Origin of the sequence: Rathayibacter sp. YIM 133350, assembly GCF_037404875.1 — a bacterium.
Taxonomy (GTDB): domain Bacteria; phylum Actinomycetota; class Actinomycetes; order Actinomycetales; family Microbacteriaceae; genus Orlajensenia.
Map to the genome: position 1 here is coordinate 57,663 of NZ_JBBELO010000030.1, position 23,001 is coordinate 80,663.

Consider the following 23,001-nt stretch of genomic DNA (forward strand, 5'->3'; position numbering starts at 1 on the left):
CGAAGAGCAAGGAGACGACGTTGCCTTACACCGCAGACAAGCCCTACGAGAATCCCTCGAGCGAGGAACTTCGCGCCCGCATCCCCGGATGGGGCGTGGATGCCGATCCCAGGGACCGGCCCGCGGTTCCCCGCGAGAAGCACCTGCCCACCGGCGCCCACTGGGACTTTCCCGATCGGCAGCCTGAGACGTTCCTCCGGGAGCGTTCGATCGAGCACGCCATGCTGACTCCCGTGTTCGGCACGGCGCAGCCGTTGCACGGGCTCTCGGGAGCGATACGGCGCTTTGCCTACGACCGGTTCAGCGAGGGCCGAGCCGCGCATTGGCTTCTGCTGCTCGCCGGGGACCGCGTCGATGCCGGCGCCAGCCATCTGCGCAGCCTGCTCAGCACACGGCCCGACAACCCGATCACCGAGACCGGAGTGCTCGGCGAGTTCAGGCATCACCCGATCACATCCCGGTTCGGGCAGCGGCGCACCGATACGAAGCACGTCTGGCTCGACCCGCTCATCGTCGCGGGGCCGTGGCTGCTGGCCGCGGCACTCGGCGTCGTCGCCGTCAGGTCGGCGACGAAGAAGCGCTGAGTTCGGGTCGGCGGATGCGCGCGCGGTCCAGGCTCACGTACACCGCCAGGTAGATGAGCAGGGATGCCGCGATCCCGATCACGAACAGCCAGGCGGCCGGGCGCGACCAGATGAAGTCGCGGCTGAAGATCAGGATGGCCAGTGCCATGAAGCCGAGGCTGATCAACTGCGCCTGGAAGACCCAGCGGAAGGCGCTCCAGCGGGGTTCGGCGAGCATCCAGAGGTTGACCATGCCAGGAAGGGTCACCACGGCGCCGACCACCCTGGCGGTGAGTGGCGTCAGGGGCCACGCCCAGACGTCGATCAGGATGCCCGGCGCGATGAAGAGGGTCAGGCCGGTGATGAGCGACCCCGCTCCGATGAGCGCCAGCACGATCCTGAGGGGAACCGGGATGGCGGTGTCGCGTTCATCGAAGCGGCCGTCGTCCTCGCGCCAGTTGAGGATGAGCACGAGCAGTGCGAGCACCGGGGTGGTGAGGTACAGCGTCACCCAGGTGATGAACGAGATGTGGCCGAAGTGAAAGCGGTCCCAGTGCAGGAAGGTGGCGATGCCGAGCAACGTGGCGAAGACGAAGACGGCGGGGAAGCCGTGCTTCACACGGTGCCAGCGTCGCTGTACGACCACCTGCAGGAAGAACCAGATGCCGCCCAGGTAGGCGCACGCGAGCAGCATCGCCGTGAACGGTGGCGCGATCGTCCACGCGAACAGCTGGTCCGTCGAACCCGGCAGCACGTAGAGAAGGAACGACGCCGCGACCAGGAACGGGATGACGATGACGGCGACGGCTCTCGTATAGGTGAGGATGCGATCGCTCATGCGGCCCCCTCCAGTGCGTAGGCGACGGCGTCGCCCACCGTGAGTCCGCGGCCCAGCTGACGATCCGCCTCGAAGGCCTCGGCCGCAGGCGAGGCCTGGATCTGCGCCACCGCCGGCTGATGGAACGAGAATGACGGCGCGTTGTAGAGCCCTTTGCGCTCCCGCACGATCTCCGAGGCACCGAGCAACCGGCCGGCGCGTTGCACATCGCCTCCGGCCGCGGCCACGGCGGTGAGCCCCTCGAGCCCGTAGGCGACGCCCTCGTCGTGGCCCATCCGGGCCGACAGTGAGAGGCTGCGGTCGAAGCACTCCCGGGCCGTGGCGATGTTGCCCAGGAGCACCTCCGCCCAGCCCCGGTGGTGCAGGGCGATGGTCTGTCCGAGCGCGTCGTTCTGCGCGGTGGCGAGCGCGAGCGACTCATCGAACCTGTTGAGCGCCATGCTGACCCTCTGCTGGAGCAGTGCGACCCTGCCGAGCGACACCAGCGCCAGAGCCTCGCCCCAGCGGTCCTTCGCCTCCCGGAACAGCCGCAGGCTGGTCTCGAGGGCGTCATCCGCCCCCTCGGCGTCCGGTTGCCGTGCGGTGAGCAGGGCGAGCGCCAGCGAGACGAGCGCGAGCGCCTCACCCGGCTTGTCGTCGACGGCGTGGAAGAGCTCGGCGCTCTCGCGGAGACCGGGGACGAGCCACTCGTCGGGGTCCTGCCAGAAGGCGATGGCGCGCGAGAAGTACAGGGCGATCGCCCGGGCGTGATCGCTCAGGGCGGCGCCGGTATCGAGCACCTCCTGCATCCAACCGCGCACCTCGCCGAGCTGGCCGCCCACCCACCAGAACACGTAGAGCGCCCAGGCCAGACGGGCGACCTCCTCCCAGCGTTCCGTCTCGATGAAGTAGCGGATGGCCGCGCGCAGGTTGTCGCGATCCTCGCTCAGGCGTGCGACCCACTCGTTCTGCGTCGCTCCCTCGAGTTCGAACTCGGCGGCGTCGGCGAGGCCCAGGAAGAACTCCGCGTGCCGGGCCCGCACCTGCTCGAGTGTTCCCGCAGCAGCCAGCTCTTCCAGGGCGTATTCGCGCACGGTCTGCAGGATGGCGTAGGTGGCGCGCTCGCCGCGATCGCGCTGGCGCACGAGGCTGCCGTCGATGAGGGCCGCCAGCGCGTCGAGCGTCTGGTCGGGGTTCTCGGCAACCGCCTCCGCGGCATCCAGCGAGAATCCGCCGGCGAAGACTCCGAGCCGAGAGAGCAGATCCCGCTCCGCCGGTTCGAGCAGTTCGGTGCTCCACTGGATCGTCGACCGGATGGCGCGCTGGCGAGGAGGCAGGTCGCGTGCGCCTCCCACGAGCACGGGAAGGCTGCGGTCCAACCGTTCGATGAGTGCCGCCGGAGGCAGCACCCGGATGCGGGCGGCCGCAAGTTCGATCGCGAGCGGTGAACCTTCCAGCGCTGCGCAGATGCGCGCGACGTCGAGGGCGTTCTCCTCGGTGAGCTCGAAGTCGGGCTTCATGGCTCGTGCGCGCTCGACGAAGAGCGCGACGGCGGGCGACGCCGCGATTCCGGCGGCCGTGACATTGCCGCCGAGATCGGGCGCGGCCAGCGGGCCCACTTCGATGGTGCGCTCACCGGTGATGCGCAGCAGCGTTCGACTGGTCGCCAGCACGCTGGTCAGCGGAGACTCGGCGAGCAGTGACCGCACATCGGGGGCGGCCTCGACGACCTGCTCGACGTTGTCGAGCACGAGCAGCACCCGGCGATCCCGAAGCGCGGTCACGAGCTTCTCCCGCAGGGTGCCGTCGCCGGCATCACGCACACCGAGGCTCGCCGCGATCGCCGGAATGACGAGGTTCGCATCCCGGACGGGGGAGAGGTCCACGAAGAAGACTCCGCCCGGGAACGCATCGGAAACCGCCCGGGCCACTCCGATGGCGAGGCGCGTCTTGCCGATGCCGCCCGGGCCCGTGAGCGTCAGCATCCGCGATGGCCCGGACTCCACCTGTTCGGCGATGTCGTGCACCTCCTCATCACGCCCGATGAGGCGGGTCAGGGGCGCGGGAACGCTCGGCGATCGTTCGGGGATCGGATCCGAGCTCGGGTGCCGGGCGAGATCGAAACGCTCCGCGAGCAGGGTCGCGAGGTCATTGGTGACCAGTTCGCCGAGTTCTTCCGACGTGCTGAAGTACTTGAACGACGCCCGGTCATCGGAGCGGATGCGCGCGAGCAGCTGCACCAGCCGTTCCTCCCGGCTCTCGGTCTCCTTGATGTAGATCAGCAGCGGAATGGCCGGCACGAGCAGGTACTCGTCCTCGAGTCCGGAGACCTCCTCGCCGGGTGCCACCCAGCCGTAGCGCTCGGCGTAGATGCCCACGAAGATGTCGCTCTGTTCGAGGTAGGCACGATAGAGGTCGCGCGGCGGATGCGGGCGAGCGCCCAACTCGAACATCACGGGAGCGAGTGCCAGACGCTCGATCGCGCTGCGCACGGAGCGTCGCTCGGAGGCGAGCTCGCGCAGCGTCGAGCTGACGAAGACGCGTAAGCGCTGATCCGGCGTGCGTATGTGGCCGTAAGCCGGGTTCATGAGAGAAGTCTGTTCATCTTCCGCACTCCTGTCCAGACCCGCGGGCGCCCCGGCCCTGCCCGACAGCCGCGGCGAACCTTTCCGCCGATCGGTCCCGGGGTCTAGGCTCGGCGCAGGAATGCACCTGCCGTGAGAGGGGAGCCATGGTGGAGGCCCCGAAGGGCGCGGGCAAGCCGGTGATTCTGGCGGGTGTCGCCGACGCCGCCGCCAGGGATGCCGTCGGCGACACGCTGCAGCGCCGCTACGGCGCCGACTACGAGATCCTCTGCCGGCCCGACGCGGCCGGCACCGTGAACGCGCTGCGCGAGATCGCGAGCGAGGGCCGCCATGTCGCGCTCATCCTCTCGGATGAGAACGCCACCGTCGACGACGAGTCCGTCTTCGCGCATGCCCGCCGGCTCTTTCCCGAGGTACGGCGGGCGCTCCTCATCGGCTGGGGAGCCTGGGCCGATCGGGAGACGGCCGACGCGGTGTTCGAGCTGATGTCGCAGGCCCAGATCGACTACTACGTCGTACGCCCGCGGCAATCGCCGGATGAGGCCTTCCACCGGGCCGTCACCGAGTTCCTGCACGAGTGGGAGAACGCGGTCGGCGCCCGCCACAGCGGCTTCACGATCATCGGCGACGACGAGTCCGCGCGCACCCACGTCATCCGTGCGCGATTGAACCGCGGCGGTGTGGCCGCCGAGACCATCGACCCGGGCTCTGCAGAAGGCGTTGCCCTGTTGGCGGCATCCGGTTCGACCTACGCCGGCGTTCCCCTCGTACGGCTCTCCGACGGGCGGATGCTGTCCGACCCCGGCGACGCGGAACTCGCGCGCGCGTACGGGCTGACGACCGCCCTGCCGGAGGAGCCGGTGGATCTGACGATCGTCGGCGCGGGTCCCGGCGGTCTCGCAGCGGCCGTCTACGCGGCGTCGGAGGGACTTCGGACCCTCGTCGTGGAGGCGGAGTCCATCGGCGGCCAGGCCGGCTCGAGCTCGCTCATCCGCAATTACCTCGGCTTCTCGCACGGCATCTCGGGGGCGGAACTGGCGCAGCGCGCCTACCAGCAGGCGTGGGTCTTCGGCGCGCAGTTCGCCCATGCCCGAAGGGTGAGCGGAATGAGCGTGGAGCCGAACGGCTTCGCCCTGCACATCGACCCCGATGAGGTCGTCCGCACCCGCGCGGTCGTGCTCGCGACCGGCGTCTCCTACCGGCGGCTCTCGGTGCCGGGTCTTCGTCCCTTCGTCGGCGCGACGGTGTTCTACGGGGTCTCCTCGGTCGAGGCCCGCGGCCAGGCGGGCAAGGCCGTGCACGTGGTCGGTGGCGGCAACTCGGCCGGCCAGGCCGCCCTGCACCTCTCGCGGTATGCGGACTCGGTCACCCTCGTCGTGCGCGGCCCTTCGCTCGCCGAGAGCATGTCGCAGTACCTCATCGACGAACTCGCGGCGATGGGTGTGCGCATCCGTGCACACTCCCGGGTCGTCGACGCCCGGGGCGCCGGGGCACGGCTCGGCGCCATCCTGCTCGAGAACCCTGAGACCGGTGAGGCCGACTGGGTGCCCAGCGACGCGCTCTTCATCACCATCGGCGCCCGTCCGCACACGGATTGGCTGGCGCCGCAGGTCTTGCGCGATCAGTGGGGCTTCGTGATCACCGGCGGCGAGGTCATCAGCGAAGGTGGACGCCGGGCGTGGCCGCACGAGGCGCCGCCGACGCCGCTCGAAGCATCCGTTCCCGGGTTCTTCGCCGTCGGCGATGTGCGCCGGGGATCGGTCAAGCGTGTCGCCTCCGCCGTCGGCGAGGGGTCGGTGGTCATCTCGGCGGTGCACGCCCACCTCGGCGCAACGGCGGGAGGCTGAGCCGGTCTCACCCGATGCGCGTCAGGGCGACATAGGGCATCCGGGTCGAGTCCCCGCTGACGCAGGTCTGGTAGACGAGGTCGAAACCGCGCGGGATCATCGCCGGACTATCGGTGTGCTGGTTGAGGTAGGCCACGACGCCCTCGACGAGGTAGATGCCGTCGAGCCCGTTTCCCGTGATGTGCACCCGCGCACCGGCCCATCGGGGAAAGTCGCGGCCGCCGGTGCTCCAGTGCTCGGCGAGGGAGGGCAGGCCGTAGCCCGCGGTCATGTCGACCGACCCGTGGCGGGCGTCGAGCTCGGCTTGGCCGCCGGAGGTCCACACGTACTCCTCGTGGTCGATGCCGCCCGCACTGGCAGAGGCGGGCGCACCGTTGCCGATGCCGGCGTCGGCCTGCACCCGCGCGAGAAGGTCGGGCGTGCTGAGTGCATTCACGAGTGCCCGGATGCGCTGCCGCTTCGCGATGTCGTCGCGCAAGGCCGACACGGCGACGCCCAGTTGCCGTTGTGATGCACCGAGCGCTTCGAGGGAGGGCAGCCCGAGGCGCGTGTCAGCGAGTGCCCGCCGGGCATCGCCGATGCGCGCGTCGACGTCGAGGATGGCCAGCTCGAGCGAGTCGCGCACGTCTTGCCGGTAGCCCTGACCGGCCGACGCGGTGAGCGAGCGCTCGGCCGCGGCCGACTCCTTGGATGCGGAGGCCAGCAGCCAGCCCACACGCACCGCCGCCGCCTTCGCGGCTCGCGTCGACCGTGCGGTCTCCTCGGAATGCGAGCTGGCGATCGAGGATGGCGCCGCGAGGGAGGCCGCGGGCAGAACGCCGGCGAGAACCGCGAGCATGATGGCTGCGAGCATCGCCACGATCACCCAGCGTGAGGATCGCGGACGGGAGGAAGGCGGGGATGCTGTCATGGTCTGCTCGAGGGTTGCGGATTTCGAGGCTAACCGCCTCCGTCGCGACCCGCCAGAGTGTCAGTCGTCGGCGCCCCGGGCGATCAGGGCATCGCCCAGTTCGTCGGCGGTGCGCAGCGTCCGCACGACGACCGGCACGGCGAGGGCGCGCAGCGAACGCTCCACTCCGCGTGCGCGCCTGGCTTCGAGCGCCGCCCCGATGATCTCGGTCAGCAACGGCAGTGACCGGATCGTGAGGGCGACGAGCAGTCCGACGCGATCCGCATTCACCCGCGGGAACGGGCGCAGCACAGCCCCGATCGTGCCGAGGACAGCGGTCACGCTCGTCGTGAGCGAGAACACGGTCGCCAGGGCGACGATGCTGATCACCCGCAGTCCCATCAGGGCCGCCGACTCCCATCCGGAGAACAGGGCGTTGAGGGGTATGGCGATCGCGAGCAACCACAGTGCCGGGCCGATGCCGCCGAGCAGCACCCGCGGCCGGATGTGCGCGAGCATCACGAGGGCGAGCACGAGCACGAGTGCGACCCCGAGCATCCACGGCTGCCGCACCACGGCGATCACCGTTGCGGACACGGCGAGCGCGGCGAGCTTGGCGCCCGCCGGCGCGCGATGGATCACCGAATCGCCGCCGCCGCCGGCGCCGGCGATCATCGCACGACGTCCCGGTAGAACGCGAGCGCGCGGGCCGGGGCGTCGTCGGCGACGACACGTCCACCGTCGATGACGATCACCCGATCGGCGTCCTCCACGAGCTCGAGTTGGTGGGTCACGACGATCACCTGCTGTTCGAGCGCCGCCAGGTGTTCTCCCACCACCCGCGTATTGCGCGCGTCGAGCAACGTCGTCGGCTCGTCGGCGACCACGATCGCCGGTTCGGCCACGAGCACCGATGCCAGCGCCAGCAGCTGCTTCTGGCCGCCCGAGAGTGTATGAGCAGCCCGGTCCGCGAGGGCGGAGAGTCCGAAGCGGGACAGGACGGCATCTGTGCGTGCCGCGCTCTCGGCCGGTGGGAGGCGGCGCCGGCGCAGTGAGAACGACACGTCTTCGCGAACGGTCGGCATGACGATCTGGGTGTCGGGATTGGTGAAGACGAAACCGACCTGACGCCGCACGGCGCGCGCATCGCGGGCGACGTCGATGCCGTCGACGAGAACGCGGCCGGAACTCGGCAGCACGAGGCCGTTGATCATGCGTGCGAGCGTGGACTTCCCGGAGCCGTTCGCACCCACGATGCCGATGCGGTGCTCGGTGAGGACGAGGTCGACGTCGCGCAGCACGACCTCATCGCCGAAGCGGTGGCCGACGCCCTCGAAGCGGATCTGCGGCACGTGTCAGCGAGGGTCCGACGCGGAGGCGGACGCGGTCTCGGCCGCCGGCGTGGGCTCGGCGGCGGGGGTCGCGCGGCGTGAGGATGCGCGGTCGGGCCCCGCCAGCCGGGGCAGGGCGCGGTGCACCGCCTTCGCGACGAGCGCGGTCACGATGACCTTCACGAGATCGCCCGGCAGGAAGGGCAGCATGCCGAGCAGCGCTGGGAACAGCGGAATGCCGAGCACGATCGCCATCCAGGGAACGCCGATCGCGTAGTCCACGACGATGCCGCCGAGGGCGGTCACGAGCAGGCCGGCCCAGAGCGGGTAGCGGGGGAGGATGCGTTCGGTCAGCCAGCCGATGACGAAGGCCGCGGGAATGAAGCCGACGAGGAAGCCCCCTGTCGGCCCGACGAGTACGCCGAGGCCGGCCGTCCCCCCGGCGAAGACGGGCAAGCCGGCCAGGCCCAGGGCGACGTAGAGCGTCACGGCGAGCGTGCCGTTGCGCGCACCGAGGATGGCGCCGGCGAGCATGACGCCCAGCGTCTGGAGCGTGATCGGTACGCCGAAGGCACCCACGGGGATCGCGCCCGGCAGTGTCAGCGCGGCGATGAGGGCGGCGAAGACGGCGATCTGGGCGAGATCGCGGGCGCCGAAACGGGAGGTGGTTGGCATGGCCGACTCCGGAGGATGGGGGCCGCCCTGTCAGCGGCCGGTGCCTCTCACCCTAGGAAAGCCGGGGGCATGCCCGCGGCGGAACCGTTACAAGATTCGCCGGTCATTTCTGTAACGGCGTCGCCGAGCGCCCCGGCGGCTGCATCGGAACGCTACGCCACCAGGCGCATGGAGTCGGCCGCGTGCCGCGCGGGAACGACCTGGTGCTCGTCCGTGTCCGTGGTGTCGAGCAGCTCGCCGATGGGCTCGGGATCCAGCGTGATCGGCAGGTCGTGGTCTGCCCACACCGCGATCGGCTCCGGCATCCACGAGAGGGCTGCCGGCTCGGGCGCCGCCTCGCCACGGATGCTCGAGCGCTCCACGAGCAGGCTGTGCGTGAGCTCGGTCGCGATCTGATGGGTCAACATCTGGTGGAAGATCTGGTCGGTGTCGGCATCCGTGCGGCGAACGAGGGTCCAGCGCCCCGAGGTGCCGATGAGATCGGCGAGCCGGCTGTTGAGCAGATCGAAGACCTGCTCCGCGTTCAATTCCGGTGCGGGCGTCGGTGCAGGCTGAGCTGGGATGTCCCGCCTCCGTCGACCAAACATGGTGAGCCCCTTCTCGAGCGCGTGAATGCTATCCCCAGTGTGGGTGCGACCCGCGGAATCACGCGGATGACACGCCGGAAAGGGCCTGCTCAGGCGCGCTCGGAGGCTACTTCTTGCGCTTGGGGTGCTCGCTGCTGAGCGCGTGCTCCTCGGAATCCTTGCGCACCGTGCCGATCGCGACGGCCAGGCTGAGCCCCCAGATGATCCACCCGATCGCGAGTCGCCAATCGCGCGGGCCCTTGCGCGTGGTCTGGATGGCGTTCCAGCCGCCGATGATCGAGCTGATGATGGCTCCGTTGAAGAGGTACTTGCGCATTCTGTCGCCTTCCGTCAGTGCCACGCTAGCGTTCCCGGCGCACTCACGCAGGGGCTTGCGCGCCGAGCGGATCGACCCGATACGACCTCTGCGTTTGGTGTGACTGGGAGGTGGCTGCGAATCTGACCGAGCGTGCAGACTCTGACCGATCGGTCAGCTACCTTCGGCTTCGTGACCTCAGAAGCACCGGTCCTCTCGACACGCCCCAGACCGAGCGCGGAGCTGCGTGCCGTCGCGCGCGACCAGTTCGCCGCCGTCGGCTTCGCCGCCACCTCGCTGCAACAGATCGCCGACATCGCGGGTTACTCGAAGTCGAGCGTGCTCTACCACTTCGCCTCGAAAGAGGCGCTGCTGGACGCCGTGCTCGCGCCGGCCATCGACGAACTCGAGCGCATCCTGCAGCTGTGGCTCGCCAGCCCGGCGACGGATGCCTCCCGGCTCGCCTTCGTGGAGTCGTTCGTGGACTTCCTGCTGGCCTACCGCCAAGAGGTGCACACCTTCATCAACCAGGGCCAGTCCCTCGTCGACGTGCCGACGATCGCGCGGGCCAACACCCTGATCGTGCAGCTCTCCTCTGCCATGTGCCCGCCGGCGGCCACCATCGAAGACCAGTTGCGGTTCGGCGTCGCCCTCGGCGGCGCGGCGTTCACCCTGACCTCTGGCGCCGGCTACACCGGCGAGCAGTTGCCGCCGGTCGAGCAGCTGCGTCCGGCGCTGCTGCGCGTGGTCTCCGACCTGCTCGCTCCCGTTCCCGTTCGGCGTTAGGACCCACCGTTGGCCACACTGCTCTACCGCATCGGACATCTCGCGTATCGTCGCGCCTGGCTCGTCATCGCCGCCTGGGTGGTGCTGATCGCCGGACTGCTCGGTGCAGGCTTCGCCCTTGGCGGCAAGACGCAGGAGTCCTACGCCATCCCCGGCACCGAATCGCAGCAGGCGATCGACAAGCTCGCGGCCGTCTTCCCGCAGACCGCGGGCGCGGCCGTGCAGGTCGTGATGCACGCCGCCGACGGCGACGCCCTCGACGTCGGCGCCCGTAAGAGCGCGGTGCAGCAGATGGCGTCCGAACTCGAGGATGTCGACGGTGTCGCCTCGGTGGTCGATCCGTTCAGCCAGTACGCCGGCGACGCCCTCTCGAAGGACGCCCGCACCGCCTACATCCAGGTGCAGCTCGACGACGCCTCCACCGACGTGTCGACGAAGACCCTCGATGCCATCCAGGACGTGGCGAAGACCGGTGAGGATGCCGGGATCGATGTGGCCTTCGGCGGACAGGTGTTCCAGAACGAGACCTTCGGCCTCACGCTCACGGAGGGCCTCGGCGTGCTCTTCGCCGCCGTTGTGCTCTTCATCGCCTTCGGCTCGCTGCTGGCCGCGGGGATGCCGTTGCTCACCGCCCTCGTCGGCGTCGGCGTCGCTGTCGGCGGCATCACGATCGTCTCGGCGTTCGCGAGCGTCTCGAGCACCGCTCCCATGCTGGCCGTCATGCTGGGACTGGCCGTCGGCATCGACTACGCCCTGTTCATCCTGTCGCGGCACCGCACCCAGTTGGCCCGCGGGGTGAGCGCCGAGGAGTCGGCGGCCACGTCGGTGGCCACCGCGGGCAGCGCCGTCATCTTCGCCGGCCTGACGGTGATCATCGCGCTGCTCGGATTGCTCGTCGTCGGCATCCCGTTCCTCTCGGTCATGGGCATGGCGGCCGCCTTCGCGGTGCTCGTCGCCATGCTCGCCGCGGTCACCCTGCTGCCCGCCGTCATGGGCGTCGCCAAGGGCCGGCTCGCGCCGAAGCCCGGCGGCCGCACCGCGCGGAGGGCTCTCGCGCAGGACGACGCCCGACCCACGCTCGGCCGGCGCTGGGTGAATCTCGTTCTCAAGGCTCCCGTCGTCGCGGTCGTGCTCGTCGTCGGCATCCTCGGCGGCCTCTCGATCCCGGCTCTCAGCCTCGACCTCAACCTGCCCACCGGTGGCAGCCAGCCCGAGGCGTCTACGACCTATCAGGCGTACACGATGCTCTCCGACGGGTTCGGACCGGGCTACAACGGCCCGCTCATCGTCGAGGTCGACATCACCCAGAGCACCGACCCGATCACCGCCCTGAAAGGCATCGCCGACACGCTGAAGGGCGTGGACGACGTCGCGTCCGTCGGCCCCGGCATCCCCAACCCGACCGTCGACACGGCGATCATCAAGGTCATCCCCGAGAGTGCTCCGGATGCGCCCGAGACCAAGGAGCTGGTGCAGAGCATCCGCGACCTGGCCCCGTCGATCGAGAAGAAGTACGACACGCCCATCGCGGTCACCGGACAGACGGCTGTCGTGATCGACATCTCGAACCGGCTGACGAACGCCCTGGTGCCCTTCGCCCTCATCGTCGTCGGGCTCTCGATCCTGCTGCTGATGATGGTGTTCCGCTCCGTCTTCGTGCCCGTCAAGGCCGCCGTCGGCTTCCTGCTCTCCGTCTTCGCCGCCATCGGCGTCAGCGTCGCCATCTTCCAGTGGGGGTGGTTCGCCGACCTGCTGCACGTCGAGCACCCCGGACCCATCCTCAGCTTCCTGCCGATCCTGCTGATGGCCGTGCTCTTCGGCCTCGCCATGGACTACGAGGTCTTCCTCGTCTCGGGGATGCGCGAGGAGTACGTGCGCCACGGCGACGCGCGCGGCGCGATCGTTCATGGCTTCCAGCACGCCGCACGCGTGGTGACCGCGGCCGCACTGATCATGTTCTTCGTCTTCTTCGCGTTCGTGCCGGAAGGCTCCGGAGCCATCAAGGGCATCGCCCTGGCACTGGCCGTCGGAGTCGCCTTCGATGCCTTCCTCGTGCGCATGACGCTGGTTCCCGCGGCCATGGCGCTCGCGGGACGCGCGGCATGGTGGCTGCCGCGTTGGCTCGCCCGCATCCTGCCGAACGTCGACATCGAGGGCGAGGGCCTGCGTCACCACCTCGACGACGTGGCGTGGGCCCGCTCCCAGACGACGGCGATCAGCGCGGACGCCGCCTCCTTCGGCCTGCCAGAAGACGGCATCGGGCCCGTCGACCTGAGAGTCGGCGCAGGCGAGGTGCTCGTCATCCGGGGCGAGAGCGCTGACCGCCGCGTCCTGGCCGCCACGCTCGCCGGACGGCTGGCGCCCGTGGGCGGTCGGTTGCAGGTGCTCGGTTCCCCGCTGCCCTCCGAGAGTTCGAGGGTGCTGGGCGCGGTGGCCCTCGTCGACGTGCCGGCCGGGGAGGCCGCCTCGGGAGGGCGCACGGTCGAGGAGGTCATCGCCGAGCGCGTCGACTTCGCGCAGCCCTGGTACCACGTCGGTGGCACGGAACGGCAGACGAACCTCTGGCTGGACCGCCTGCGGTCCCTGCCGGTGGCGGATGCGGCCGACCTCACCGCCGAGGCGACTCTCGCATCGTTGAGCTCCGCGACGCGGGCCGGCGTTCTCGTGGCGGCCGGCCTCTCGGAACGCCCGGGAGTGCTCGTGGTCGAACTCGGCGAGATCGCACCCGGTGACGAAGACGTGACCCTCGCCGTCATCGCCGCCCTCCTGCCGGCCGCGGTAACCCTCGTCGTCACCGGAGGCCGCTTGCCCGCACCTCCCACGCTCGCCGGACGCGGCGTGCACACGCTCGACATCGCCTCAGAGGCGCAGATCGCATCCGAGAGAAAGGGAGTGCTGCAGTGAGCACCCGCCTGACCCGACTCTTCTCACGCACTCCCGGCCAACGCCGCTGGCGACGGGGCCTCATGGTGGCCGGCGTCATCCTCGTTCCCCTCGCCGTCGCCGGCGTCGTGACGGGTGGCCTCGCCAACGCCGACGAGCGGGTCGACACGATCCCCGCACTCATCGTCAACAACGACGAGATGGTCACGCAGACCGCTGCCGACGGCAGTACCCAGAACATCCTCGCGGGACGCCTGCTCGTCACCCAGCTGACCCATCCCGACTCCACCGGCTTCGGGTGGAAGCTCTCGAGCACGGCTGAGGCCAAGAAGGCGCTGAAGGAGGGTACCGCCGACGCGGTGCTCACCATCCCGAAGGACTTCTCCGCCTCGATCAGCTCGATCTCCTCGAGCAGTCCCAGCCAGGCCGACCTGCGCATCCAGACCGATGACGCCCATTCCTACCTGGCCGGCTCGCTCGCCCAGTCGGTGGGGGACGCCATGTCGGCCGCCTTCGGCCGCGCCATCACCGAGCAGTACCTGAGCGGCTTCTACGCCAACCTCGCCGGCATGGGCACCTCGCTCTCGTCGGCCGCTGACGGCGCCACCCAGGTCTCCTCGGGCGTATCGGGCCTGGCCACCGGACTCGACCAACTCGCCACAGGAGCCGCATCGGCGGCATCCGGGGCGAGCCAGGCCGCCGACGGAGCCGCCGCGCTCTCGACCGGGGTCGACCGCTACACCGACGGGGTGGACTCGCTCGCGTCGGGCGTCGGCGCCCTGAACCAGCAGGCATCCGGGCTGACGGCCTTGAGTGAGGGCACGAGTACCTACGTGGGCAAGGTCGGCGAGGCCGCGGCGGGCTACGACCAGCTCTCGAGCGCCCTCACCGGCGCTCTCGGAAACCTGCCGGGTACCGAGCCGCTCGTCGAGCAGGTGCAGGCCTTCGGCACCGGGCTGGACCAACTCGCCGCGGGCGGTTCGACGCTCGCGCAGCAGACCGGAAGCGCCGTGTCGGGTCTGCAGGGTGGGATCGGCCAGCTGGCCTCCGGCGCCTCAGCGCTCTCGTCCGGTTCGGATGCCCTGCGTTCCGGAACCGCGAACCTCTCCTCCGGAGTCGGCGACCTGGCCACGGGACTCGGAACGCTCTCGAGCGGCGTCGCGGCGTCGGCGAGCGGCGCGCACCAACTCGCCGGGGGAGCGAGCTCTCTCGCGACCGGGCTCACAACGGGGGCCGGCGCGGCATCCGCCTTGGGCGACATCGACGCGGACAAGACCGCGAAGGTCGTCTCCGATCCCGTCGCCGTCACGAGTCAGCGCGAGAACCCGATCAACTCCATCGGCGCAGTGATCGGGATGATCTTCGTTCCGGTCGGCCTCTGGATCGGAGCGCTCGCCGTGTTCCTACTGCTGCGTCCACTCAGCCGACTGGCACTGCAGAGCACGGCCTCGACGCCGCGCCTGGTGACCCGGGTGTTCGCGCGGTCGGCGGCGATCGGGCTCGTGCAGGCGGTGCTCGTGGTCGCCCTGCTGCACACGACTCTGGGCGTGGCCTGGAACCTGCTGCCGGCCACCCTGTCGTTCGCGGCGCTCTGCGCTCTCGTCTTCGCCGCCGTTCACCAGTTCCTCACGACGGCCTTCGGCAGGGTGGGCATCGTCATCTCGCTGCTGCTCGTCGTGCTGCAGCTGACCAGTGCCGGCGGCATCTACCCCGTGCAGATCCTCGCGGAGCCCTACCAACTGCTCAGCCCGTTCCTTCCGCTGGGCTGGGCGGTGCAGGGGATGCAGCAGATCGTCTCCGGCGCCGGTGGAGGGGGAGTCGCGGGTGCCGCCGCCGCGCTCATCATCTTCGGGGCGCTGGGCTATCTCGGTTCGCTCTTCGCCGTCTCCCGCCGGCGCGGCGCGCGCTCGTGGGGCTATGCGGCGGCAGCGGGGTGAACGCGAGCCACGGGCGACTGGATAGGCTCGCCTTGGCCCGAATCGACACAGCCTAGCCCGGCATCGGCCGAGGCCCGGAAGGGTTGACAGGTGTGCGTCGAGCTTTCACGCTGAAAGCACACCGAAGTACAGGCATGCGCGCGCATGCCGGAAATGGACGCGTCATCTCCACGCCAGCACCGCCCACCACCAGCGACGAGACGACCTACAGCATGGTGGTGGTCTCGAATCGGCTGCCCGTCGACCATGAGACCGCCCCCGATGGCAGTTCCCGCTGGAAGTCCTCGCCCGGCGGGCTCGTCACCGCGCTCGAACCGGTCATGCGCGAGGCGGAAGGCGCATGGGTGGGCTGGGCCGGGGTCGCCGACACCGACTTCGAGCCGTTCGAGAACGACGGCATCGAGATCGTGCCCGTGCGGCTCTCGGCGGATGAGATCGAGGCGTACTACGAGGGCTTCTCGAACGACACGCTCTGGCCCCTCTACCACGACGTGATCGCCGCCCCGAGCTTTCATCGTGAGTGGTGGGACGCCTACGTCGTCGTGAACCGGCGCTTCGCCGAGACGGCCGCCCGCCTGGCCGCTCCGGAGGCGGTCGTCTGGGTGCACGACTACCAGTTGCAGCTCGTTCCCACGATGCTGCGCCAACTGCGGCCCGACCTGGTGATCGGGTTCTTCGACCACATCCCCTTCCCGCCGTACGGCATCTTCTCGCAGTTGCCGTGGCGCAAGCAGATTCTCGAGGGCCTGCTCGGCGCGGACGTCATCGGCTTCCAGCGCACCGCGGATGCGGGCAACTTCACGCGCGCCGTGCGACGGCTCTTCGGTTATGTCACCCGCGGAAACGTCGTGGAGGTCGTCGCCGAGAGCGGCGAGATCCGACACGTCGTCGCACGCACGTTCCCCATCTCCATCGACGTCGCGGGCTACGAGGAACTCGCCCGGCGCCCCGAGGTTCAGCAGCGTGCCCGGCAGATTCGTGAAGACCTCGGCAACCCGAAGACGATCATGCTCGGCGTCGACCGCCTCGACTACACGAAGGGGATCGGCCACCGCCTGAAGGCGTTCGGCGAGCTGCTGGCCGACGGCGAGCTCGCCGTCGAGGACGTCACCCTCGTGCAGGTCGCGAGCCCCAGCCGGGAGCGGGTGGCGACCTACATGGCGCTTCGCGACGAGATCGAGCTGCAAGTCGGGCGCATCAACGGCGATTACTCCACCATCAGCCACACCGCCATCGCCTACCTGCACCACGGCTACCCCCGCGAGGAGATGGCCGCTCTCTACCTCGCGGCCGACGTCATGCTCGTGACCGCCCTGCGCGACGGCATGAACCTCGTCGCCAAGGAGTTCGTCGCCTGCAGCGTCGACGATGACGGGGTGCTCGTGCTGAGCGAGTTCACCGGCGCATCCGACGAGCTGCGCCAGGCGATCATCGTGAACCCGCACGACATCGACGGCGTCAAGGCCGCCATCATGGAGGCGGTGCGCATGCCCGCAACCGAGCGCCGACGCCGGATGCGGGCGCTGCGCCGTCGCCTGCACGAGAACACGGTGAGCCACTGGTCCAAGTCCTTCCTCGACACGCTCACCGGGCGTGCGGCGGTCGCACCCGGCATTCCGGAGACGCTCGTGCAGGCCCTGCGCGATGTGGCCGCATCCGAGCGGCTGCTCGTTGCGCTCGACTTCGATGGAACCCTGGCGCCCCATGTCGACCGTCCGGAGGAGGCTCGGGCACTCGACTCGGCCCGCGAGGCCGTGCTTCGGCTCACGGCGTTGGAGGAGACCCGGGTCGCCTTCGTCTCGGGGCGCGCGCTCGTCAGCCTCGAACATGTGGCAGAGCCGCCCGAAGACGTACTGCTCACCGGTTCGCACGGCGTCGAGTTGAAGCTCGACGAGCCCGACGTTCGGCTCGACCTGCTCTCGACCGAGATCGACCAGCTCGAGCGGGTCGCCTCGATTCTCGAGCGGGTCGCCGGCACGGCCGATGGCGCGTGGGTGGAGCGCAAGCCCGCCGGGCTCGCCCTGCACACCCGCAAGCTCTCGGCGGCCGCGGGGCAGTCGATGCAACGCTCCGCACGCACCCGCGTGCGTCAGGCCGAGCCGGGACTGACGGTGCGCGAGGGCAAGAACGTGATCGAGTTCGCGCTGCGACCGGCGAACAAGGGCGACGCCATCGAGAAGCTGCGGCTGCACACCGAGGCGACGAGCGTCTTCTACGCCGGTGACGACGTGACCGATGAGGACGCCTTCGCGGCCTTGGGGGCCGATGACCTCGGGCTGAAGATCGGCCAGGGGCGCACGGCGGCCGGGCAGCGTGTGCGCGGACCCGAAGAGGTCGCCGAGGCACTCGCCCTGCTCGCCGACTTCAGGGCCGCCCACCTCGAGGCCCAGCGTCGCGAGCGCGCGCTCACGGCCCCGATTCCCGCGGTGCAGGTGACGGGGGAGACCGCCCGGTCGTAGCGGGGCCCTCGTCGGATGCCTCCTCGCGCTGGCCATAGACTTCTGGCATGGCAGAGGTTGATCTCAAACCGCGTTCCCGCGTCGTCACCGACGGCATCGAAGCAGCGACGAGCCGGGGCATGCTCCGCGCCGTCGGCATGGGAGACGAGGACTGGGACAAGCCCCAGATCGGCATCGCGAGTTCGTGGAACGAGATCACGCCCTGCAACCTGAGCCTGGACCGCCTGGCCCAGGGTGCCAAGGAGGGCGTGCACTCCGGAGGCGGCTACCCGCTGCAGTTCGGCACCATCTCGGTCTCCGACGGCATCTCGATGGGCCACGAGGGCATGCACTTCTCCCTGGTCTCCCGTGAGGTGATCGCCGACTCCGTCGAGGTGGTCATGAACGCCGAGCGGCTCGACGGCTCCGTTCTGCTCGCGGGATGCGACAAGTCGCTGCCCGGCATGCTGATGGCGGCCGCTCGCCTCGACCTCGCCTCCGTCTTCCTGTACGCCGGCTCCATCGCCCCCGGCTGGGTCAAGCTCAGCGACGGCACCGAGAAGGAGGTCACGATCATCGACTCCTTCGAAGCGGTCGGGGCCTGCAAGGCCGGCACCATGAGCGAGGAAGACCTCAAGCGCATCGAGTGCGCCATCGCCCCCGGCGAAGGCGCCTGCGGCGGCATGTACACCGCCAACACCATGGCATCCGTCGCCGAGGCCCTCGGCATGAGCCTGCCCGGCTCGGCCGCTCCGCCCTCGGCCGACCGCCGCCGCGACTACTACGCCCACCGTTCCGGCGAGGCCGTGGTCAACATGCTGCGCCTGGGCATCACTGCCCGCGACATCCTGACGAAGAAGGCCTTCGAGAACGCGATCACCGTCGCGATGGCGCTCGGCGGCTCGACCAACGTCGTGCTGCACCTGCTCGCCATCGCGAACGAGGCCGAGGTCGAGCTCACGCTCGATGACTTCAACCGCATCGGCGACAAGGTGCCGCACCTGGCCGACATGAAGCCGTTCGGCAAGTACGTCATGAACGACGTGGACCGCCACGGCGGCATCCCGGTGCTCATGAAGGCGCTGCTGGATGCCGGGCTGCTGCACGGGGACGCCCTCACCGTGACGGGCAAGACCGTTGCCGAGAACCTCGAGGCCCTGAACCCCATGCCGCTCGACGGCGAGGTCATCCGCACCCTCGACAACCCCATCCACGCCACCGGCGGCATCACGATCCTCAAGGGAACGTTCGCTCCCGAGGGTGCCGTCGTGAAGACCGCCGGCTTCGACGCCTCCGTCTTCGAGGGCCCTGCCCGGGTGTTCGAACGCGAGCGCGCGGCGATGGATGCGCTCACCAACGGCGAGATCAGCGCCGGCGACGTCGTGGTCATCCGCTACGAGGGGCCGAAGGGCGGCCCCGGAATGCGCGAGATGCTCGCGATCACCGCGGCCATCAAGGGCGCAGGGCTCGGAAAAGATGTACTACTGTTGACGGACGGACGATTCTCAGGCGGCACAACCGGCCTCTGCATCGGCCACATAGCACCCGAAGCGGTGGACGCTGGTCCCATCGCCTTCGTGCGCGATGGTGATCTGATACGGGTCGATATCGCTGCTCGCTCCCTCGACCTACTTGTCGACCCGACCGAGCTCGCCGCCCGCCGTGAAGGCTGGGCGCCGCTCCCCCCGCGCTATACCCGTGGCGTTCTCGCGAAGTACTCCAAGCTCGTGCGCTCTGCCGCACAGGGCGCCGTCACGGGGTAGTCCGCGCCTTTCATCCATCCGCCATCCCAAGGGACTCGCACACGCATGACCACGGAATCACCTACCGTGCCCACGCCGTCCGCCCCGGCGAAGACCGGGCCCGAGCTGCTGACCGGCGCACAGTCCGTCGTTCGCACGCTCGAACTGCTGGGCATCACCGACGTCTTCGGCCTCCCCGGCGGCGCCATCCTCCCCGTCTACGACCCGCTCATGGACTCCTCGAAGCTGCGCCACATCCTCGTGCGCCACGAGCAGGGAGCCGGCCACGCGGCCGAGGGCTACGCATCCTCAACGGGCAAGCTCGGGGTTTGCATCGCGACCTCGGGCCCCGGCGCCACCAATCTCGTGACCGCGATCGCGGACGCCCACATGGACTCCGTACCGCTGCTGGCCATCACGGGGCAGGTGTTCTCGACCCTCATGGGAACGGATGCCTTCCAGGAGGCCGACATCGTGGGCATCACGATGCCGATCACCAAGCACTCCTTCCTCGTGAAGGAGGCCTCGGAGATTCCTGCGACGATCGCCGCGGCGATGCACATCGCCACGACGGGCCGGCCAGGTCCGGTGCTCGTCGACATCACCAAGGACGCCCAGCAGGAGACCGCTCCTTTCGTCTGGCCGCCCAAGGTCGAGCTTCCCGGGTACCGCCCGGTCACGAAGGCGCACGGCAAGCAGATCCAGGCAGCCGCTCAGCTGCTCGCCGAGGCGAAGAAGCCGGTGCTCTACGTGGGCGGCGGGGTCATCCGAGCCAACGCCTCCGCAGAGCTGCTCGCGCTGGCCGAGGCGACCGGAGCGCCCGTCGTGACGACGCTGATGGCACGCGGCGCCTTCCCGGACTCGCATCCGCAACAGTTGGGCATGCCCGGCATGCACGGTACGGTTCCCGCCGTGCTCGCGCTGCAGGAGGCCGACCTGCTCATCTCGCTCGGCGCGCGGTTCGATGACCGCGTCACCGGCAAGGCGGCGCTGTTCGCTCCCAAGGCCAAGGTCGTGCACGTGGATGTCGACCCCGCCGAGATCTCGAAGATCCGTGTGGCCGACGTGCCGATCGTGGGCGACGCCCGCGACGTGATCGAGGACCTCACCCGCGCGTACGCCCAGGCGACGACCGACGGTTCGGCGGACACGAGCGAGTGGTGGGAGTACCTGAACGGCCTGCGCGCCGAGTTCCCGCTCGGCTACGCGCCGACGAGCGACGGTGCCCTCGCGCCGCAGTACGTCATCCAGCGCATCGGCGAGCTGACCGGCCCCGAGGGCGTCTTCGCGTCCGGCGTGGGACAGCACCAGATGTGGGCGGCCCAGTTCATCAAGTACGAGCGCCCGATGTCGTGGCTGAACTCCGGAGGCGCGGGAACCATGGGGTACTCCGTTCCCGCGGCCATGGGTGCGAAGGTCGCCAACCCCGATCGCCACGTGTGGGCGATCGACGGCGACGGATGCTTCCAGATGACCAACCAGGAACTCGCGACCTGCACGATCAACAACATCCCGATCAAGGTCGCCATCATCAACAACTCCTCCCTCGGCATGGTGCGCCAGTGGCAGACCCTCTTCTACGAGGGCCGCTACTCGAACACCGACCTGAACACCGGTGCCGACACGATGCGGGTGCCCGACTTCGTGAAGCTCGCCGAGGCGTACGGAGCCCTCGGCATCCGCGTCACGAGCGAGGACGAGGTCGACGCGGCCATCGCACTCGCGCTCGAGACCAACGACCGCCCCGTCGTCATCGACTTCGTGGTCAGCCGGGATTCCATGGTCTGGCCGATGGTGCCGCAGGGCGTCTCGAACAGCTACGTGCAGTATGCCCGGGACCACAGCCCGGCATTCGACGAGGAGGACTGATCATGAGCACGCACGTTCTGTCCCTTCTCGTGGAGGACAAACCCGGCCTGCTGACCCGCGTGGCCGGCCTGTTCGCCCGGCGCGGCTTCAACATCGAGAGCCTCGCCGTTGGTCACAGCGAGATCGAGGGCCTCTCGCGCATCACCGTCGTGGTCGATGTCGAGGACCTTCCGCTCGAGCAGGTCACCAAGCAGCTGAACAAGCTGATCAACGTGATCAAGATCGTCGAGCTCGACCCCGACCAGTCGGTGCAGCGCGAACACCTCCTGGTCAAGGTGCGCGCCGACAACAGCACGCGATCGCAGGTACTCGAAGCCGTCACGCTCTTCCGAGCGCGCGTGGTCGATGTGGCCACGGATGCGCTGGTCATCGAGGTGACCGGCGACTCGGGCAAGACGAACGCCTTCCTGAAGGTGGTCGAGCCCTACGGCATCAAGGAGATCGCCCAGTCCGGCCTGCTCGCCATCGGCCGCGGCGGCAAGTCGATCACCGAGCGTGTCTTCAAGAACTGACCGGACACACCCAACCGTTCCCTGAACACACCCAACCGTTCCCTGAACACCCAACGTTCCCTGAACACCCAACGTTCCCTGAGCTTGTCGAAGGGCACACCGAGGCTCCCTCCGACAGGCTCAGGGAGCGGCAAACAAGGAGAAAGAACAGCACATGGCTGAGATCTACTACGACAAGGACGCCGACCTCGCGCTCATCCAGGGCAAGAAGGTGGCCGTGATCGGCTACGGCTCGCAGGGCCACGCCCACGCGCAGAACCTGCGCGACTCGGGCGTCGAGGTCGTCATCGGCCTCAAGGAGGGCTCGAAGTCCACGCCCAAGGCGCAGGAGGCCGGCTTCCGCGTGCTGAGCGCTGCCGAGGCATCCGCGTGGGCCGACGTCATCGTCATCCTCGCCCCCGACCAGGTTCAGCGTCACCTCTATAAGGACGACATCGAGCCCAACCTCGCCGAGGGCAAGGCGCTCGTCTTCGGCCACGGCTTCAACATCCGTTTCGGCTACATCCAGGCGCCCGAGGGCGTCGACGTGATCATGGTCGCCCCCAAGGGACCGGGACACACCGTTCGCCGCGAGTACGAGGCCGGCCGTGGCGTTCCCGTCATCGTGGCCGTTGAGAAAGATGCCTCTGGCAACGCCTGGCCGCTCGTGCTCAGCTACGCGAAGGCGATCGGTGGCCTGCGCGCCGGTGGCATCAAGACCACCTTCACCGAGGAGACCGAGACCGACCTGTTCGGCGAGCAGGCCGTGCTCTGCGGCGGCGTCTCGCAGCTCGTGCAGTACGGCTTCGAGACCCTGACCGAGGCCGGCTACCAGCCGCAGGTCGCGTACTTCGAGGTGCTGCACGAGCTCAAGCTCATCGTGGACCTCATGTGGGAGGGCGGCATCGCCAAGCAGCGCTGGAGCGTCTCCGACACCGCCGAGTACGGCGACTACGTCTCGGGCCCCCGCGTGATCGACCCGCACGTCAAGGAGAACATGCAGGCCGTTCTCGGCGACATCCAGAGCGGCGCCTTCGCCGAGCGCTTCATCGCCGACCAGGATGCCGGTGCCCCTGAGTTCCTCGCACTGCGCGCCAAGGGCGAGCAGCACCCCATCGAGGCGACCGGTCGCGAGCTGCGCAAGCTGTTCGCCTGGAACGCCTCGAACGACGACGACTACGTCGACGGCGAGGTCGCGCGCTAGGTGTACCCGGCCATGAGGTTGGTGGCGTTTCGGGCTTGACGTGAGGAGAACCTCCGGGGAGC

Annotated in this window: 18 protein-coding genes; 10 read left to right on the plus strand and 8 right to left on the minus strand. The window is 69.4% G+C overall.

Features of this window, described 5'->3' with window-relative positions:
* The first annotated feature begins 20 nt into the window (after window positions 1-20).
* Complete coding sequence (locus tag WDJ51_RS09950; RefSeq protein ID WP_337852299.1) at window positions 21-584, plus strand: hypothetical protein; 564 nt, start codon at window positions 21-23, stop codon at window positions 582-584.
* Here the strand turns inward: WDJ51_RS09950 and WDJ51_RS09955 are convergent.
* On the minus strand, window positions 559-1,401 hold the full coding sequence (locus tag WDJ51_RS09955) for a hypothetical protein (protein WP_337852300.1): 843 nt from the start codon (window positions 1,399-1,401) through the stop codon (window positions 559-561). The genes WDJ51_RS09950 and WDJ51_RS09955 overlap by 26 nt on opposite strands.
* Window positions 1,398-3,968, minus strand: coding sequence for an ATP-binding protein (locus WDJ51_RS09960; RefSeq protein ID WP_337852301.1), 2,571 nt, complete (start codon window positions 3,966-3,968; stop codon window positions 1,398-1,400). Before WDJ51_RS09960 ends, WDJ51_RS09955 begins: the two co-directional genes overlap by 4 nt.
* Before the next feature lie 143 nt (window positions 3,969-4,111).
* Here WDJ51_RS09960 and WDJ51_RS09965 point away from each other — a divergent pair, with 143 nt between their 5' ends.
* Window positions 4,112-5,812 (plus strand): FAD-dependent oxidoreductase, encoded by a 1,701-nt coding sequence (locus tag WDJ51_RS09965; protein WP_337852302.1) that lies wholly within the window; start codon window positions 4,112-4,114, stop codon window positions 5,810-5,812.
* Between the two features lie 7 nt (window positions 5,813-5,819).
* Here the strand turns inward: WDJ51_RS09965 and WDJ51_RS09970 are convergent, their stop codons facing one another.
* The 6 genes from WDJ51_RS09970 to WDJ51_RS09995 form a co-directional block, all read right to left on the minus strand.
* Window positions 5,820-6,671 carry a hypothetical protein gene (locus WDJ51_RS09970; protein WP_337852303.1) on the minus strand — a complete coding sequence of 284 codons (852 nt, stop codon included), beginning with the start codon at window positions 6,669-6,671 and terminating at the stop codon, window positions 5,820-5,822.
* A 111-nt stretch (window positions 6,672-6,782) separates the two neighbouring features.
* The gene (locus tag WDJ51_RS09975; protein WP_337852304.1) at window positions 6,783-7,376 is read right to left on the minus strand and encodes an energy-coupling factor transporter transmembrane component T family protein; all 594 of its coding nucleotides are present in this window, start codon (window positions 7,374-7,376) and stop codon (window positions 6,783-6,785) included.
* Complete coding sequence (locus WDJ51_RS09980; protein ID WP_443218479.1) at window positions 7,373-8,053, minus strand: energy-coupling factor ABC transporter ATP-binding protein; 681 nt, start codon at window positions 8,051-8,053, stop codon at window positions 7,373-7,375. Before WDJ51_RS09980 ends, WDJ51_RS09975 begins: the two co-directional genes overlap by 4 nt.
* A gap of 3 nt (window positions 8,054-8,056) precedes the next feature.
* A complete protein-coding gene (locus WDJ51_RS09985) occupies window positions 8,057-8,707 on the minus strand; it encodes a biotin transporter BioY (protein ID WP_337852305.1) in 651 nt (216 codons plus the stop codon).
* A gap of 152 nt (window positions 8,708-8,859) precedes the next feature.
* Window positions 8,860-9,234: a hypothetical protein gene (locus WDJ51_RS09990; RefSeq protein WP_337852306.1), complete on the minus strand. Its 375-nt coding sequence runs from the start codon at window positions 9,232-9,234 to the stop codon at window positions 8,860-8,862.
* 166 nt (window positions 9,235-9,400) lie between these two features.
* The gene (locus tag WDJ51_RS09995) at window positions 9,401-9,610 is read right to left on the minus strand and encodes a hypothetical protein (protein WP_337852307.1); all 210 of its coding nucleotides are present in this window, start codon (window positions 9,608-9,610) and stop codon (window positions 9,401-9,403) included.
* A gap of 171 nt (window positions 9,611-9,781) precedes the next feature.
* Here WDJ51_RS09995 and WDJ51_RS10000 point away from each other — a divergent pair, with 171 nt between their 5' ends.
* The 8 genes from WDJ51_RS10000 to ilvC all read left to right on the plus strand — a co-directional run bounded on the left by WDJ51_RS10000 (window position 9,782) and on the right by ilvC (window position 22,939).
* Window positions 9,782-10,375, plus strand: coding sequence for a TetR/AcrR family transcriptional regulator (locus tag WDJ51_RS10000; RefSeq protein WP_337852308.1), 594 nt, complete (start codon window positions 9,782-9,784; stop codon window positions 10,373-10,375).
* A 9-nt stretch (window positions 10,376-10,384) separates the two neighbouring features.
* Complete coding sequence (locus tag WDJ51_RS10005; RefSeq protein WP_337852309.1) at window positions 10,385-13,279, plus strand: MMPL family transporter; 2,895 nt, start codon at window positions 10,385-10,387, stop codon at window positions 13,277-13,279.
* Window positions 13,276-15,195 (plus strand): YhgE/Pip domain-containing protein, encoded by a 1,920-nt coding sequence (locus WDJ51_RS10010; protein ID WP_337852310.1) that lies wholly within the window; start codon window positions 13,276-13,278, stop codon window positions 15,193-15,195. Before WDJ51_RS10005 ends, WDJ51_RS10010 begins: the two co-directional genes overlap by 4 nt.
* Window positions 15,196-15,329: 134 nt before the next feature.
* Window positions 15,330-17,654, plus strand: a complete 2,325-nt coding sequence (locus WDJ51_RS10015; RefSeq protein WP_443218480.1) for a bifunctional alpha,alpha-trehalose-phosphate synthase (UDP-forming)/trehalose-phosphatase — start codon at window positions 15,330-15,332, stop codon at window positions 17,652-17,654.
* Window positions 17,655-17,701: 47 nt separating this feature from the next.
* Window positions 17,702-19,396 (plus strand): dihydroxy-acid dehydratase, encoded by a 1,695-nt coding sequence (gene ilvD, locus WDJ51_RS10020; RefSeq protein WP_337852311.1) that lies wholly within the window; start codon window positions 17,702-17,704, stop codon window positions 19,394-19,396.
* A 45-nt stretch (window positions 19,397-19,441) separates the two neighbouring features.
* Window positions 19,442-21,244 carry an acetolactate synthase large subunit gene (locus WDJ51_RS10025; protein ID WP_337852312.1) on the plus strand — a complete coding sequence of 601 codons (1,803 nt, stop codon included), beginning with the start codon at window positions 19,442-19,444 and terminating at the stop codon, window positions 21,242-21,244.
* Between the two features lie 2 nt (window positions 21,245-21,246).
* A complete protein-coding gene (gene ilvN, locus WDJ51_RS10030; RefSeq protein ID WP_337852313.1) occupies window positions 21,247-21,756 on the plus strand; it encodes an acetolactate synthase small subunit in 510 nt (169 codons plus the stop codon).
* Window positions 21,757-21,910: 154 nt separating this feature from the next.
* The gene (ilvC, locus tag WDJ51_RS10035; RefSeq protein WP_337852314.1) at window positions 21,911-22,939 is read left to right on the plus strand and encodes a ketol-acid reductoisomerase; all 1,029 of its coding nucleotides are present in this window, start codon (window positions 21,911-21,913) and stop codon (window positions 22,937-22,939) included.
* The last annotated feature ends 62 nt before the right edge of the window (window positions 22,940-23,001 follow it).